Annotated in this window: 13 protein-coding genes; 5 read left to right on the forward strand and 8 right to left on the reverse strand. The window is 74.1% G+C overall.

Annotation, left to right across the window (positions count from 1 at the left end):
* Positions 1-14 precede the first annotated feature (14 nt).
* Positions 15-704 (forward strand): hypothetical protein, encoded by a 690-nt coding sequence (locus ACFFHU_RS24125; RefSeq protein WP_377342529.1) that lies wholly within the window; start codon positions 15-17, stop codon positions 702-704.
* A gap of 222 nt (positions 705-926) precedes the next feature.
* Here ACFFHU_RS24125 and ACFFHU_RS24130 read toward each other — a convergent pair whose 3' ends face one another.
* The 6 genes from ACFFHU_RS24130 to ACFFHU_RS24155 all read right to left on the reverse strand — a co-directional run bounded on the left by ACFFHU_RS24130 (position 927) and on the right by ACFFHU_RS24155 (position 8,402).
* A complete protein-coding gene (locus tag ACFFHU_RS24130; protein WP_377342486.1) occupies positions 927-1,934 on the reverse strand; it encodes a sugar phosphate isomerase/epimerase family protein in 1,008 nt (335 codons plus the stop codon).
* A complete protein-coding gene (locus ACFFHU_RS24135; RefSeq protein ID WP_377342530.1) occupies positions 1,931-3,130 on the reverse strand; it encodes a Gfo/Idh/MocA family protein in 1,200 nt (399 codons plus the stop codon). Before ACFFHU_RS24135 ends, ACFFHU_RS24130 begins: the two co-directional genes overlap by 4 nt.
* Before the next feature lie 44 nt (positions 3,131-3,174).
* Positions 3,175-4,236 carry a substrate-binding domain-containing protein gene (locus tag ACFFHU_RS24140; protein ID WP_377342487.1) on the reverse strand — a complete coding sequence of 354 codons (1,062 nt, stop codon included), beginning with the start codon at positions 4,234-4,236 and terminating at the stop codon, positions 3,175-3,177.
* An 87-nt stretch (positions 4,237-4,323) separates the two neighbouring features.
* A complete protein-coding gene (locus tag ACFFHU_RS24145) occupies positions 4,324-5,436 on the reverse strand; it encodes an ABC transporter permease (protein ID WP_377342488.1) in 1,113 nt (370 codons plus the stop codon).
* On the reverse strand, positions 5,433-7,109 hold the full coding sequence (locus ACFFHU_RS24150) for a sugar ABC transporter ATP-binding protein (protein ID WP_377342489.1): 1,677 nt from the start codon (positions 7,107-7,109) through the stop codon (positions 5,433-5,435). Before ACFFHU_RS24150 ends, ACFFHU_RS24145 begins: the two co-directional genes overlap by 4 nt.
* Positions 7,110-7,211: 102 nt before the next feature.
* On the reverse strand, positions 7,212-8,402 hold the full coding sequence (locus tag ACFFHU_RS24155) for an ROK family protein (protein ID WP_377342490.1): 1,191 nt from the start codon (positions 8,400-8,402) through the stop codon (positions 7,212-7,214).
* 348 nt (positions 8,403-8,750) lie between these two features.
* On the opposite strand from ACFFHU_RS24155, the gene ACFFHU_RS24160 reads away from it, so the two are divergent.
* Positions 8,751-11,729: an AfsR/SARP family transcriptional regulator gene (locus tag ACFFHU_RS24160; RefSeq protein ID WP_377342491.1), complete on the forward strand. Its 2,979-nt coding sequence runs from the start codon at positions 8,751-8,753 to the stop codon at positions 11,727-11,729.
* A gap of 76 nt (positions 11,730-11,805) precedes the next feature.
* Entirely contained in the window at positions 11,806-11,979 is a 174-nt protein-coding gene (locus tag ACFFHU_RS24165) for a hypothetical protein (protein WP_377342492.1), read from the forward strand.
* Here the strand turns inward: ACFFHU_RS24165 and ACFFHU_RS24170 are convergent, their stop codons facing one another.
* Entirely contained in the window at positions 11,980-12,576 is a 597-nt protein-coding gene (locus tag ACFFHU_RS24170) for a TetR/AcrR family transcriptional regulator (RefSeq protein ID WP_377342493.1), read from the reverse strand.
* Between the two features lie 69 nt (positions 12,577-12,645).
* Between ACFFHU_RS24170 and ACFFHU_RS24175 the strand changes: the two genes are divergently transcribed.
* Positions 12,646-13,083, forward strand: coding sequence for a DoxX family protein (locus ACFFHU_RS24175; protein ID WP_377342494.1), 438 nt, complete (start codon positions 12,646-12,648; stop codon positions 13,081-13,083).
* A 68-nt stretch (positions 13,084-13,151) separates the two neighbouring features.
* Positions 13,152-13,685 (forward strand): DUF6817 domain-containing protein, encoded by a 534-nt coding sequence (locus tag ACFFHU_RS24180; protein ID WP_377342495.1) that lies wholly within the window; start codon positions 13,152-13,154, stop codon positions 13,683-13,685.
* A 1-nt stretch (position 13,686) separates the two neighbouring features.
* On the opposite strand, the gene ACFFHU_RS24185 is transcribed toward ACFFHU_RS24180, so the two are convergent.
* Complete coding sequence (locus tag ACFFHU_RS24185) at positions 13,687-14,574, reverse strand: aminoglycoside phosphotransferase family protein (RefSeq protein ID WP_377342497.1); 888 nt, start codon at positions 14,572-14,574, stop codon at positions 13,687-13,689.
* Positions 14,575-14,590: the final 16 nt, after the last annotated feature.

Genomic DNA, 14,590 nt, shown 5'->3' on the forward strand with positions numbered 1-14,590 from the left:
AGCACCCGCCGCCGGTGCCGGCGCCGCGGCGGTCCGGCGCCGAACGCCCCGGCCGGTACGCCCCCCAGCCGGTCAGCTGGGCGGCGTACACCGAGACCGCCCGGCGGCTCGGCGAGATCCTGCACGGCGAGCGCGCCCGGGTCGACCAGCAGGCGGCCCGGGACCGGCGGCTGCGGACCGGCGCGGACGAGTTGGCGCACCGGCTCGCCGTACAGGGTCAACACCTCGCCGACCTGGCCGGCACGCTGCGGCTCCCGCAGCCGCAGGTCGGTAACGTCGCCCCCGGCCCGGTGCCGGATCCGGCCGAGGCGCTGCGGCGGGGCGCGGTGGCGGCGGACGCCGCCGACGCGGCGGCCGCGGAGGCACACGCCCGGGCCGGCCGGCCCGCGCTGCTGCCCGGGCTCCCGCCGGTGGCCCGCAACGCCCTGCTGTACGCCGCCGCGGCCCTGCTGGGCAGCGGCGTCTCGATGCTGCTGTTCCTGCTGAGCCCGGGCGACCTGGGGCGCATCCCCTGGCAGCTCGTGCCGTGGTCGCTGTGCGGGCTGCCGGCCCTGGCGTTCTTCGCCGGCTACCTGGCGATCGGCCTGCTCGGCCGGCCCCGGCTCGGTGGCGGCGGCACCCGGTCCGCCCGGCTGGGCGGGGCCATCTGCTTCCTCGGCATGCCGTTGCTGTGGCTCGTGTTCCTCGCCGCCACCCGCGGCTGACGGAGTCCTGCCGGCGCTCACCGCCGGCACCCAGCAACCGGCCGTGCTGGCGCCATCGGCAAGCTCGCGGCGGCCAAGCAGAGGTTCGGCGAAGGCGGCGGGCTGATCCGGGCCGCCATCGGGCAGACCGACAAGGACAACGCGGTCCTGTGCGGTGCGACCCGGGCGGGAGCGCCCGGGTCGCACCCGATCAGGCCGCCGGTCCGGGGCCGGCCGGGAGACTCAGTCCCGGCTGGAGAACGCGGCGTCGAAGGCCGCCGACGGCGGATCGAAGGCGAGACGGCGGACGAACGCCAGCGCCTCCGGCGCGCCGACCAGGCGGTCCATTCCGGCGTCCTCCCACTCGATCGAGATCGGTCCGTCGTAGCCGATCGTGTTCAGCGCCCGGAAGCAGTCCTCCCACGGCACGTCCCCGTGCCCGGTGGAGATGAAGTCCCAGCCGCGGCGCGGGTCGGCCCAGGGCAGGTGGGAGGCGAGCCGGCCGCGGCGGCCGTCGCCGGTGCGTACCTTGGCGTCCTTGCAGTCGACGTGGTAGATCCGGTCGGCGAAGTCGAGCAGGAACCCGACCGGGTCGAGCTCCTGCCAGACGAAGTGCGACGGGTCCCAGTTGAGCCCGAAGGCGGGCCGGTGACCGATCGCCTCGAGGGCGCGCTTGGTGGTCCAGTAGTCGTACGCGATCTCGCTGGGGTGCACCTCGTGGGCGAACCGCACCCCGACGGAGTCGAACACGTCCAGGATCGGGTTCCACCGGTCGGCGAAGTCCTGGTAGCCCTCGTCGATCATGGACGGCGGGACCGGCGGGAACATGGCCAGGGTGTGCCAGATGGCCGAGCCGGTGAAGCCGACCACCGTACGCACGCCGAGCCGGGCGGCCGCGCGGGCGCTGTTCTTGATCTCCTCGGCCGCCCGCCGCCGCACGCCCTCGGGATCGCCGTCCCCCCACACCCGGGCCGGCAGGATGTCCTGGTGGCGCCGGTCGATCGGGTGGTCACAGACCGCCTGACCGACGAGATGGTTCGAGATGGCGTACACGGCGAGGTTGTGCTTGGCGAGCGTCTCCCGCTTGCGGTCGACGTAACCCTCCTCGTTGACCGCGCGGTCCACATCGAAATGGTCGCCCCAGCAGGCGATCTCCAGGCCGTCGTAGCCCCACTGGGCGGCGAGCCGGCAGACCTCGTCGAACGGCAGATCGGCCCACTGTCCCGTGAACAGCGTGATGGGTCGGGTCATCGGGTGCTCCCCCCGGTGGGTGTGGCGGACGGTTGGACGGCGGCGTCGGGCACCGGGGTCCAGGCCGCGTCGGCGGCCGCGCTGCGCTCGACGGCGTCGAGCACGCCCTGCACCCGCAGCGCGTCGGTGAAGGACGGCTCGGGGTCGGCCCCGGTGGCGACGGCCTCGACGAGGTCCCGGATCTCGTGCGTGAAGGAGTGCTCGTACCCGATGATGTGGCCCGGCGGCCACCAGGCCGACAGGTACGGGTGGGTGGGCTCGGTGACCAGGATGCGGGTGAACCCGCGCTCCGGCTCCGGCGCCGTGGTGTCGTGGAACTCCAGTTCGTTGAGGCGTTCCAGGTCGAACACGGCCGAGCCGCGCGACCCGTTCAGCTCCACCCGCAGCGCGTTCTTGCGGCCGGTGGCGAACCGGGTGGCCTCGTACGTGGCCAGCCCGCCGCCGGAGAGCCGGGCGAGGAAGACGGCCGCGTCGTCGACCGTGACCGGCCCGGTCTGTCCGCTGTCGGCTCCGGCCGAGGCTGAGAGCCCGCTCGCGTCGGCCGGCAGCGGTCGTTCCCGGACGAAGGTCTCGGTGAGGGCGCTCACGCCGCTGATGAGCTGGCCGGTGAGGTGCTGGGTGAGGTCGATGATGTGCGCCCCCAGGTCGCCCAGGGCCCCCGACCCGGCCCGTTCCCGCTGCAACCGCCACACCAGCGGGAACTGCGGGTCCGCGATCCAGTCCTGCAGGTAGACGGCGCGGACGTGCCGGATCTCGCCGAGCCGACCGGCCGCCACGAGCTGCCGCAGGTAGGCCACCGCGGGCACCCGCCGGTAGTTGAAGCCGGCCATGGCGCGTACCCCGTGCAGCCGGGCCATGTCGGCGGCCGCGGCCATGGCGCGGGCCTCGTCGAGCGTGTTGGCCAGCGGCTTCTCGCACAGGACGTGCTTGCCGGCCGCGAGCGCCGCCAGGGCGATCTCGCAGTGGCTGTCGCCGGGCGTGCAGATGTCGATGAGGTCGATGTCGTCCCGGGCGACCAACTCGCGCCAGTCGGTGACCGCCTCGGTCCAACCGAGCCGGTCCGCGGCGGCGGTCACCCGGGCGGGATCCCGGCCGGCCACGGCCACCATTCGGGCGCGCAGCGGCAGGTCGAAGACGCGGTTCACGGTGCGCCACGCCTGCGAGTGCGCGGCGCCCATGAAGGCGTGGCCGACCATGCCGACCCGCAGTTCCTGTGCGGACACTGATGGTGCTCCCTTGGTCAGGACCTGAACCCGAGCGGCAGGTACTTGTCGACGTTCTCCTTCGTGATCGTCTCGGAGGCGAGCACGATCTGCTTCGGCACCTGGAGTTCGACGAGGTCGGACAGGCCCTTGCCCTGCGCGATGAGCCGGGCCAGCGACATGGCCGAGGCGGCCATGCTGGGCGGGTAGGTGACGGTGCACTCCAGCGGCGTGTCCCCGGCCTTGATGTGTTCCATCGCGTCCAGCGAGCCGGCGCCGCCGACCATGAAGAACTCCTTGCGGCCCGTCTGCTTGATCGCCGCGAGCACCCCGACGCCCTGGTCGTCGTCGTGGTTCCAGATGGCGTCGATTTTGGACGCGGCCTGCAGCAGGTTGGCCGTCACGTCCTGCCCGGACTGGACGGTGAACTGGGCCGCCACCCGGTTGGTGACGCGCAGCCCGAAGGTGGCCAGCGCCTCCTTGAAGCCCCGGGACCGTTCCTGGGTCAGCGGCAGGCTGTCGATGCCGGCGATCTCGGCGATGACCGCGTCGGTCTTTCCCTTGAGCTTGGTGCCGATGTAGGTGCCGGCGGCCACGCCCATGCCGTAGTTGTCGCCCTTGATCAGCAACCGCGAGGCGCCGGCGTCGGAGAACTCGCGATCCAGGTTGATCACCGGGATGCCGGCCTGCATGGCGGCCTTGCCGGCCGCGGTGAGCTGGGCGCCGTCCTGCGGCAGCAGCACGATCGCGTCGGGCTTCTGCTGGATCAGCGTCTGCAGCGCGGCCACCTGCGCCGGCGCGTCCTTGCCGGCGTCGACCTGCACGAGCTTCACGTCCGAGTACGTGCCGGCCTGCTTCTTGGCGTTGTCGGTGATGGCCCGGATCCAGCCGTGGTCGGCGGCCGGAGCGGAGAAGCCGATGGTCACCGACTTCCCCGGCGCGGCGTTGCCCCCGCCGGCCGCCGCGGTGTTCTGCGCGCTGGCGGCGCCGGTCGGCTTCTCCTCGTTGGAGGTGCAGGCGGTCAGCAGGGTGCCGGCGCCCAGCACGGCGCCGCCCAGCAGCATGCGGCGGCGGGATAGGTCTGTGGAGACGTGCGTCATGACGACCTCCTGGTCGGAAGTGGATGCGGCGTGCCGGTCCCTGGTCGACTGCGGACCCGGGACGTTCCGAGGTGGGTGGGGCGGTGCTCAGCCGCCCCCGGGAGCGGAGCGGGGGAGCGCTGCGCTCCCGGGGGTGGACCGGCGGAGCGCGGCGGGACGGAACTGCTGGACCAGGACCGCGCCGACGATGATCGCGCCCTGGGCGATCAGCTGGTACTCCAGCTGCAGGTTGTTGACGATGAACAGGTTGTTGATCTGCGTGAAGACCAGCACGCCGAGCACCGAGCCGACGATGGTGCCGCGGCCGCCGGACAGGGACGTGCCGCCGATGATGGCGGCCGCGATGGCCTGCAGCTCGTACAGGTTGCCGTGGTCCGAGGAGCCGGCGTTGGCCAGCGAGGTGACCATGACCGCGCCGATCCCGCAGCACAGGCCGGAGAGGGCGTAGAGGGCCAGCTGGGTGCGCCGGATGTTGATGCCGGCCAGCCGGGCCGCCTCCGGGTTGCCGCCGATGGCCACGGTCCGGCGGCCGAAGGTGGTGCGGTTGAGCAGCACCCAGCCGGCCACCGCCACGGCCGCGAAGATCAGCACCAGCAACGGGATGCCGAGGATCTTCGTCTCGGCGATCCGGTTGATGCCGTTCACCTTGACGATCTGGGTCAGCTTGCCGGAGATCTTCTGCGCCACGCCGCGGGCCGCCACCATGGTGGCCAGGGTGGCGATGAACGGCACCATCCGGCCGTACGCGATGAGGACGCCGTTGACCAGGCCGGCGATGGCGCCGACGAGCAGCGCGGCCAGGATCATGACGCCCGGCCCGTAGCTCTGGGTGGCCACCGTGGTGGACCAGACGCTGGCCAGGGCGAGCAGGGCGCCCACGGACAGGTCGATGCCGCCGCTGATCATCACGAAGGTCATGCCCACCGTGATGACGCCGATGCTGGCGGCCTGGGTGAGCACGGTGAGCTCGTTGCTCCACAACCGACCGGGGTGCACGAAGATGTCCGGCCGGGCGAAGGCGCCGATCAGGTAGAGCACCACCAGCACGCCGACCAGGCCCAGGTTCCGGCGTACCGGCTCGCTCGCGTCCTCGCGCCACCAGCGGCCGCGGCCGGGCCGGGCCAGTGCGCCGCCGGCCGCCGGGGACACCGGGCGGGCCGGGCCGCCGCTCCCGGCCACGGTGTCCAGTTGCTCGCTCATGGCGCCGTCACCTCCAGCAGCGACCCCGCCATGACGAGGTCGAGTACGGTTTCCTCGGTCAGCTCCGCCGCCGGGGCCTCGTGCACGAGGCGTCCCTCGCGCATCACCAGCACCCGGTCGGCGAGCCCCAGCACCTCCGGGACCTCGCTGGAGACCAGCAGGACGCCGACGCCGCTGTCGGCGAGCCGGCGGATGACCTGGTAGAGCTCTGCCCGGGCCCCCACGTCGACCCCGCGGGTGGGCTCGTCGAGCAGCAGCAGCCGGACGCCCCCGGCCGCCGGCCCGGCGGTACCGGCCACCGGCCCGGCGGTACCGGCCGCCGGCCCGGCGGTACCGGCCGCCGGCCCGGCGGTACCGGCCGCCGACCCGACGGCGCCGGCGGGATCGCCGGGATCGGCGCCCTCGCCGCCGAGCAGCCAGCGGCCGAGCACCACCTTCTGCTGGTTGCCGCCGGAGAGCGTGCGCACGGTGCGCCGGACGTCGCGGGGGTGCAGCGCCAGGGCGTCCGCGATCCGGGCGGCCACGGCGCGTTCCCGGTCCGCGTGGGTGAGGCCGGCGGTGGCGTACCGGCCGAAGCCGGCCAGCGTGATGTTGCGGTAGATCGGCTCGTCGAGCAGCAGCGCCTGGCTCTTGCGCTCCTCGGGCGCCATGCCGATGCCGGCCCGCACGGCGGGGCCGACCCGGCCCGGCGGCAGGGTGCGGCCGGCCATCCGGACCCGGCCGGCGTGCGCCCGCCGGGCGCCGTAGACGGTCTCGAGCAGCTCGGAACGTCCGGAGCCGACCAGGCCGGCGATGCCGAGGATCTCGCCCGGGTGGACCGTCAGCGAGACGTCGGTGAACTCGCCGTGCCGGGTCAGGCCGGTCACCTCGAGCAGCGGCGCCGCGCCGGGCGCCCGGACGCCCGCGCCGCGCGGCGGGAAGACGTACTCGATGGACCGGCCGGTCATCCGGGACACCAGCTCGGCCGTGGGGGTGTCGCGGGCCGGCAGGTCGACCGCCGAGGTGCGGCCGTCCTTCAGGACGGTCACCCGGTCGCCGATCTCGCGGATCTCCTCGAGCCGGTGCGAGATGTAGATGACCGCGATGCCCTGCGCGGTCATCTCGCGGATCACCCGGAACAGGTTGGCCACCTCGTCGTGCGCGAGGACGGCGCTGGGCTCGTCCATCACGATCAGCCGGGCGTCGTACGACAGGGCGCGCGCCATGCTGACGATCTGCTTGGCCGCGGCCGGGAGCCGGCCGACCGCGCGACCGGCGGGGATCTCCGGATGCCCCAGCCGGCCGAGGATGGCGCGGGCGTCCCGGCGCATCCGGCGGCGCCGGACGAAGCCGGCGGTGCGATGCTCGTGGCCGAGGAAGACGTTCTCGGCCACCGTGAGGTCCTCGACCAGATCCAGCTCCTGGTAGATCGTGGCGATGCCGGCCCGGGTGGCGGCCTGGGGGTTGCCGAACGACACCCGCTCGCCCTGCCAGCGCAGCTCGCCGGCGTCCGGGCGGTGCACCCCGGCCAGCACCTTGATCAGGGTGGACTTCCCGGCGCCGTTCTGGCCGAGCAGGCAGTGCACCTCGCCCGCCCGCACCTCGAGCTGGACGCCGTCCAGCGCGCGTACCCCGGGGAACGTCTTGACGATGCCGTCGAGGCGCAGCACGACCGGCCGCTCGGCCGCGCTCATGTCGGCTCCTCGCTCCGCTCGCTCATGTCGGCTCCTCGCTGCGCTCGGACCCGCCATGAGGCACCAGCGCACAGTGCTCAATGATTCGCTCGCTGCGCTCGCTCATGACGGTTGCCCGTAGAACATGTCGCTGGCCAGCACGGCCGCGCCCACCACGCCGGCCCGGCCGCCGAGTTCGGACATCACGATGGGCAGGTTGCCGGTGGCCAGCGGCAGGGACCGCCGGTAGACCACGCTGCGGATCTCGGCGAGCAGCAGGTGCCCGAGCCCCGCCAGGCCGCCGCCGATCACGATCATCGACGGGTTGATGAAGCTGACCAGGCCGGCCAGGACCGTGCCGACCCGCCGGCCGCCGTCGCGGATGAGCTGGATGCACCGTACGTCGCCCTCGGCCGCGCCGGCCGCCACGTCGGCGGCGGTGAGCGTCCCGCTGCCGGCCAGGCGTTCGGCCAGCGCCGGCGACTGCCCGGCGCGGGCGGCCGTGAGGGCGTCCCGGGACAGCGCGGCGCCGCCGAAGTACGCCTCGAGACAGCCGACGTTCCCGCAACTGCAGACCGGGCCCTCCTCGTCGACCTGAATGTGGCCGATGTCGCCGGCGCTGCCGTCGGTGCCGCGGTAGACCCGTCCACCGAGGTAGATCCCGCACCCGATGCCGGTGCCGATCTTCAGGAAGAGGAGGTTGTCGGTCATGTTGGCCACTCCCCCGTAGTGCTCACCGATCGCCATGATGTTGACGTCGTTGTCCACCACGACCGGGCAGCCGTGCTCCCGGCTGAGCACCTCGCGGACCGGGTACCGGTCCCAGCCCGGCATGATCGGCGGCGAGACCGGATGCCCGTCGCGGAAGCTGACCGGCCCGGGCACCCCGATGCCGATGGCCTGCAGCCGCTGGTACGCGCCGTCCGCGCGCAGCTTGGCCAGGATCTCGCTGACCCGGTGCAGGATCACCCGCGGCCCGGAGCGGATGTCGGCGGGCTCGGCGTGCGAGAGGAGCGGTTCGAGGCGCCCGTCGGTGATCTCGACGTCGATCGAGCGGGCGCCCAGGTCCACGGCCGCGAACCGCAGGTCGCGGTTGAGCTCGACCAGGGTGGAGCGCCGGCCGCCGCGCGAGGCGGCCGGGCCGGCCTCGGAGAGCAGCCCGGCGGCCAGCAGCGAGTCCAGTTCGGACAGCAGCCTCGGCCGGGGCACCTCGAGGTAGCTGGCGAGTTCCGCCCGGGACACCGGGCCGGCGTCGCGGAGCCGGCGCAGCAGTCGGGCGGCGAGCGGGTCCTGGAACTGGTCATGCGCCGTCATCGACGACCTCCGAAGCAGTGTGCTTGGGTCGGACGGTAGTCGAATTAGGCATCAGACGTAAAGAGCTTCACGTCCGGCAGTCCCAAACTTTTATCCGATCAGTCAAAAGTTGGCTTCGGCTCGTGCTCCCCCACTCTGTCCCACTTGCTGCGGCAGGTCGGGCAGAGTGGGGGCGGCCACGCGGATCAGGGCGAGGCAGAGTAACGGCCATCCCCCGTGCAGACCGGTACGCCAGACCGAGCGCCGCCGCAATCGTGGATCTTGCCGTTGGCTGCTCACTGGATGCAGAATGGACGACCTCAGCGTGATGATCGGATCACCGAACGGATCTGCGGGCGGGGGTGACGGGTGGGTTCGGAGGCACCGGGCGCCGCGTTGCGGATCGACCTGCTGGGTGCCGTCCGGATGTGGCGGGACGCCCGCGAACTCCCGCCGGGACCCCCTCAGCGCAGGGCCGTGCTGGCACTGCTTGCCCTTGCCGGCGGCCGGCCGGTGGGCCGCGACGAACTCGTCGACGCGTTGTGGCCGGCCGAGCCGCCCCGCGCCGCGGCCAACGTCATCCAGACCCACGTGAAGCACCTGCGCCGGGTGCTGGAGCCGCACCGCTCCGCCCGCACGCCCAGTCCGCTGCTACCGGCGGTGGGCACCGGCTACCGACTGGAAACGGCGGCGGTCGCCGTGGACGCGCTGCGGTTCCGGGAACTGGTGGCCGCGTCCCGGGAGGCGCGCGGCGCCGACGAGCGGGAGCGGCTGTGGCAGCTCACCGCGGCGGCGGTTGAGCTCTGGCGACCGCCGCTCGCCGACCTGCCCGGGCTGGCGGGACAGCCCAGCGTTGCGGCCATCTGCGCCGAGGCCGAACTCGTGCTCACCTGGCGGGCGGAGGTGGCGGTCCAGCTCGGTCGCGTGGAGCACGTGTTGCCGGCCGTACGGGAGCACGCCCGCGCCCGTCCGCTGGACGAGCGCGCGCAGGCGGACCTGATGACCTGTTATCTGGCCCTGGGACAGCGCGCCGAGGCGTTCGCCGTGTTCAACGCCGCGCGCCAGCGGCTCGCGACGGAGCTGGGTGTCAATCCCGGTCCGGCCCTCACGGAGGCCCACCGACGGCTGCTCGAACCGGCCGCCGGGCCGGCGACCCCGCAGCGCCGGCCCGGCGCCGCACCAGGCGGTGCCGTTCGGTCGGCCGGCCCGCCGACGCCAACATTGCCACCGCCGGTCGTTCCGGCGCAGCTCCCGCCCGCGGCGGTCGCCTTCGTGGGCCGGGCCGCGGAGCTTCGCCTGCTCGATGAGCTGGTGCACGGCGCCGGTCCCGTTCAGTCCGGACGAGACGGCGGGCCAGCGGTGGGCACGATCACCGGTTCGGCGGGGGTCGGCAAGACCACCCTGGCCCTGCACTGGGCCCACCGGGTGGCGGCGCGGTTCCCGGACGGCCAGCTCCATGCGGACCTGCGCGGCTTCGACCCGACGGTGGGCCCGGTCCGGGGCGACCAGGTGGTCCGGTCCTTCCTGGAGGCGCTCGGGGTGGGCCCGGATCGCGTACCGGCCGATCCGGGCGCCCGGACGGGTCTCTACCGGAGCCTGTTGGCCGGACGGCGGATGCTGATTCTGCTCGACAACGCCGGCCGCGCCGATCAGGTCCGGCCGCTGCTGCCCGGCTCCCCCGGCTGCCTGGTCGTGGTCACCAGCCGCACCGAGCTGCCCGGCCTGGTGGCCGCCGGCGCCCGGCCGATCGGGCTCGACCTGATGACCGTCGGTGAGTCCAGGGAGCTGCTGGCCAGCCGCATCGGCCGGGCGCGGGCCGCGGCCGAGCCCGCGGCCGTCGACGAGCTGGTCTCGGCCTGCGCCCGACTACCGCTGGCGCTGTCCATCGTGGCGGCCCGGGCGGGGCTGCGCCCGCAGCTACCGCTGGCGGCGCTGGCCGCCGAGTTGCAGGCCCGCGCGGACGATCTGACGGCCTTCAGCGACGAGGATCAGGCCTTCGACGTCCGCGCCGTCTTCTCGGGTTCCTACCGGATGCTCCCGCCACCGGCCGCGGCGCTGTTCCGGCTGCTGGGAATGCACCCGGGACCGGACATCACGGTGGCGGCGGCCGCCGCGCTGGCCGGGCTACCGGACGGTGCCGCGCGGGCCTCGCTGGACCAGCTCGCCCGGGCAAATCTGGTGGTGGAGCACCGGCCCGGCCGGTTCGCCTGCCACGCCCTGCTGCGGGCCTACGCGGCCCAGTTGGTGCGGACGGTGGATCCGGAGCCGGATCGGCGGGCCGCGCTGCGCCGGGTCTTCGACCATTACCTTGAGTGGGCCCGCACCGCCGACGACCTGATCTCGCCGTACCGGCATCCGGGGGGCGCCGCGACGCACCGCCGGACCGGCGGCTCGGTCCGGTCCGGTGAGCCGGCCCGCCCGCCGGCCGGTGCGGCCGGGGGGACCGTCGCCCGGGGTACGAACCGGCCCACCGACGCGCGCACCGCGCTGGCCTGGTTCACCACGGAGTACGCGGTGCTCACCGCGATGATCGATCGAGCCGAGGCGGCGGGTCTCGACGGCCTGGTCTGCGACCTGACGTGGCATCTCACCGCGTTCAACGACCGCCGGGCCGAGTGGACCGAGCAGGCGCGGGTGCAGCGGGTGGCCCTGCTGGCGGCCGTCCGGCTCGGCGACGAATCGTTGCAGGGCCGGGCCCATCGCGGCCTGGCCCGGGCCTACCTGCGGCTCGGCCGGCACGACGATGCCCGGCGCGAGCTGCGGGAGGCCGTAATCCACTACGAATCGCTAGGTGACCATGCCGGCCTGGGCAACGCCGAGATGAGCCTGGCCGACTCGTGCGAGCGGCAGGGCCGGCTCCGGGCCGCCCTGGCCCACCTGGAGCGCGCGCTGCAGTCGTACGAGCGCGCCGGTTTCCGGCCCGGACAGGCGAACGCGCTCAACGCGATCGGGTGGTGTCACGCCCTTCTCGGGGAGCCGGTGCGGGCTCTGCCGTTCTGCCGGCGGGCGCTGCGGCTGCACCGGGAGATCGTCGACCGCCGTGGCGAGGCGCACACCTGGGACACCATCGGCTATGTCAACCTCTTCCTGTCCCGGTACCGCCCGGCGATCCACTGCCTCCGGCGGGCGGTCGGGCTCTTCCAGGAGATGGCCGATCCGATCCCGGCGGCGATGTCGCTGATCCGGCTGGGCGACACCCGGCACGCGGCCGGAGATGTCCGGGGCGCCCGTGCCGACTGGTCGACGGCGTTGGCGCTGCTGTCCGAGGTGGACCATCCACGGGCCCGCGAGGCACGGAGTCGGCTGGCCGGCGGACCGGTCTCGGTGGTTCGCTCGGTGGCGAGCTGACGTCCCGCTTGTTACCGGTCCACGGCGCCCCTGCCGCTGCTTCGGCGCCTCCAGCACCTCGCCGCGTCGAAAGCACGTGCTGCGGAACCTGGCGCTGGTCTGCGTGGCGGAACTCGGCCTGGCCGGCGCGGCCGCGCCGGGCAGCCTCGAACTGCCGTACGCGCTGGTGGCCGGCGTCGCCGGGCTGGTGGTCGGCGTGCTGGTCACGGCGGCCGAGGACATCGCCGCGTTGCTGCGGCCGGTCGCTTGATCAGCCCGGCCCGGGCGGTTCGGGGCCGAGCACCCCGGCGATGACCTCGTCGACCAGACCGGCCGGGACCGGCTGGTGGGCCACGAACCGCCGGTAGAAGAACGGGCTGGTCAGCAGGTCGGTGGTCAGCTCCGGGTCGAGCCGGTCGGGCAGCTCGCCCCGCTCCTTGCCGCGGACCAGCGCGGCGACCATCGGCTCGCGGCGGCGGCGGGTGAGGTCGGCGTGCAGGGCCGCGAGCGTGGGGTCCCGCTCGGCCGCGTCGATGAAGGCCGCGAGCAGGCGCGGAAACGGGGTGTCCCGCAGCAGGGTGACGAACGCGGTGAGCAGCTCGGCCACGTCGCCGCGTACGTGGCCGGTGTCCGGCGGTGGGAAGGGCCGGAAGGTGGCGTCCATCGCGGCCACCAGCAGGGCGCCCGCGGTGGGCCAGTGCCGGTAGAGGGTGGCCTTGCTCGCGCCGGCCGCCCGGGCCACGGCCTCCATGCTGAAGCCGGCCAGGCCGTGCTCGTCGAGCACCCGGAGGGCGGCCCCCAGCACGCGCTGCCGGGCGCCCGCCCCGCGGGATATCGGTTCCCGCTCCGCCGTCGGCTCATCGGGCATTGCCTCACCCCCAACGGAACGGTACCGTACCGATAAAAGAGAACGGGAGCGTATCGATAGGAGGCCCCGATGGCGGGATTCACCGACCTGGGACGGTCCCCCGACGCCGCCGGCACGCCGCCGCGCCCCGCCGAAACGGCCTTCCGGCACCCGGTGGGCTACTGGGTGACCACCGGGATCATCGGCGCCGAGTGTGCGGTGGGCGGTCTCATGGACCTGCTCCGGCTGCCACCCTTCTATCCGGTGATGATCCAGCTGGGCTATCCCGGTTACCTGGCCACCATCATGGGGACAGCGAAGATCATCGCCGCGGCCGTTCTGCTGGCGCCCCGGCTGCCCCGGCTCAAGGAGTGGGCCTACGCCGGCGTCATGATCAACATGATCGGCGCGGCCGCCTCGCACCTCGCCGCGCACCAGCCGACCGGCCCGCTCGCGCCGGCCACGTTCGCGGTGCTGGCACTGCTCAGCTGGGCCTGGCGCCCGCCCGGGCGACGGCTGGCCGGCTGAGCCGCTACCGGCCTGAAGCCAGGAGGTCGAGCACCGCGTCGGCCACGCCGGCGGCGTACGGTGGGCCGATGACCGGCGCACGGGCGCGGGAGTGGTTGCGGCAGCGGGGCGCGGACGGCATCGCCCATCCCGGCGGAACCCTGTACGACCATCTGGGCCGGGTGCACGACCGGCTCGGCGAGCTGGGGGCGGGACCCGACCTGTGTCTGGCCGGCCTCACCCACGCCGCGTACGGCACGGACGGGTTCGACGTGGCCCTGCTCGACGTGGCCGAGCGGGCGACCCTGCGGGACCTCGTCGGGGATGACGCCGAGGCGCTCGTCTACCGGTACGGCGCCTGCGACCGCGGCCGGAGCTGGCCGGCGCTGGCCGACAGCGCCGAGGTGACGGACCGGTTCACCGGCACGGTGCACCGGATCGACCCCGCCGAGCTGCGGGCGCTCGTCGACCTGAGCATCGTCAACGAGGTGGACGTCGTGGCGCACAACCCGGCCGCGCTGGACCGGCACGGACCCGCGCTGCGCCGGCTGTTCGCCGCCTGGTCCCCGGTCGCCTCCCCGGCGGTGGCCGCCGACGCGCGGCGGGTGCTGGGCGGTTTCTAGGTCAGGCCTCGGCCAGCAGGCGATCGAGGGTGCGCCGGCCCAGCTCGGCCATCGCCGGGAAGGTTGCGTCGTAGTACCACACCAGGCCCATGGCCTGCTGGAAGGCCCACGCGCGGCCCCGCTTCCACTCCAGGTCGTCGCAGCCGAGCGTGGCCCGCAGCACCCGCCGCGGCCCGGCCTCCAACAGGTGCCACGCGCCGACCAGCTCCAGGGCCGGATCGGCGGGACCGAAGCCGCCCACGTCGAGGACCCCGGCCAGCCGGCCGGAACGGACCAGCACGTTGCTGGGAATGAGATCGCCGTGGTTCATCACGTCGGGGGCCGTGCGCGGCAGCTCGCGCAACACCGCCCACAGCCGGCGCAGGCGCGGGACGTCCAGCAGCCGCCCGCTGTGCGCGAAGCACGTTTCCATCCACTCGTCGTGGGACCGCAGGTCGCCGCCGCGGCCGGTGCCACCGAAGGTACGACCGCGGGTGTCGATCGAGCGGACCGCGGTGATGAACTCGGCGAGGTCCCGCGCGAACCCGACCGACCCGCCCGGATCCGCCACCGTGGCCGGGACGCCGGGCAGCCAGGTCTGCACCGCCCAGGGCAGCGGGTAGCCCGCACCGGGCTCGCCCAGCGCCACCGGCTCCGGGGTCGGGAACGGGGTACGGCCGGCCAGCTCGCGCGCGGCCGCCGCCTCCGACTCCAACCAGCGCCGCTTCTCCACCACGTCACCGGGCTGCAGCGGGAACCGGGCCGTCAGCGAGTCCCCGATCCGGAAGATCGCGTTCACCGTCCCGTGCCCGACGCCGCCCCGCACGGGCAGCGCCCGCCAGTCGGGAAACTGGTCGGCCACCAGCTCGCGGACGGTCTCCACCGAGATCGTCAGCTGGTCGTCATGCATGCGCGTCACCATGGGC

The organism is Plantactinospora siamensis, assembly GCF_042434095.1.
Lineage (GTDB): Bacteria > Actinomycetota > Actinomycetes > Mycobacteriales > Micromonosporaceae > KBS50.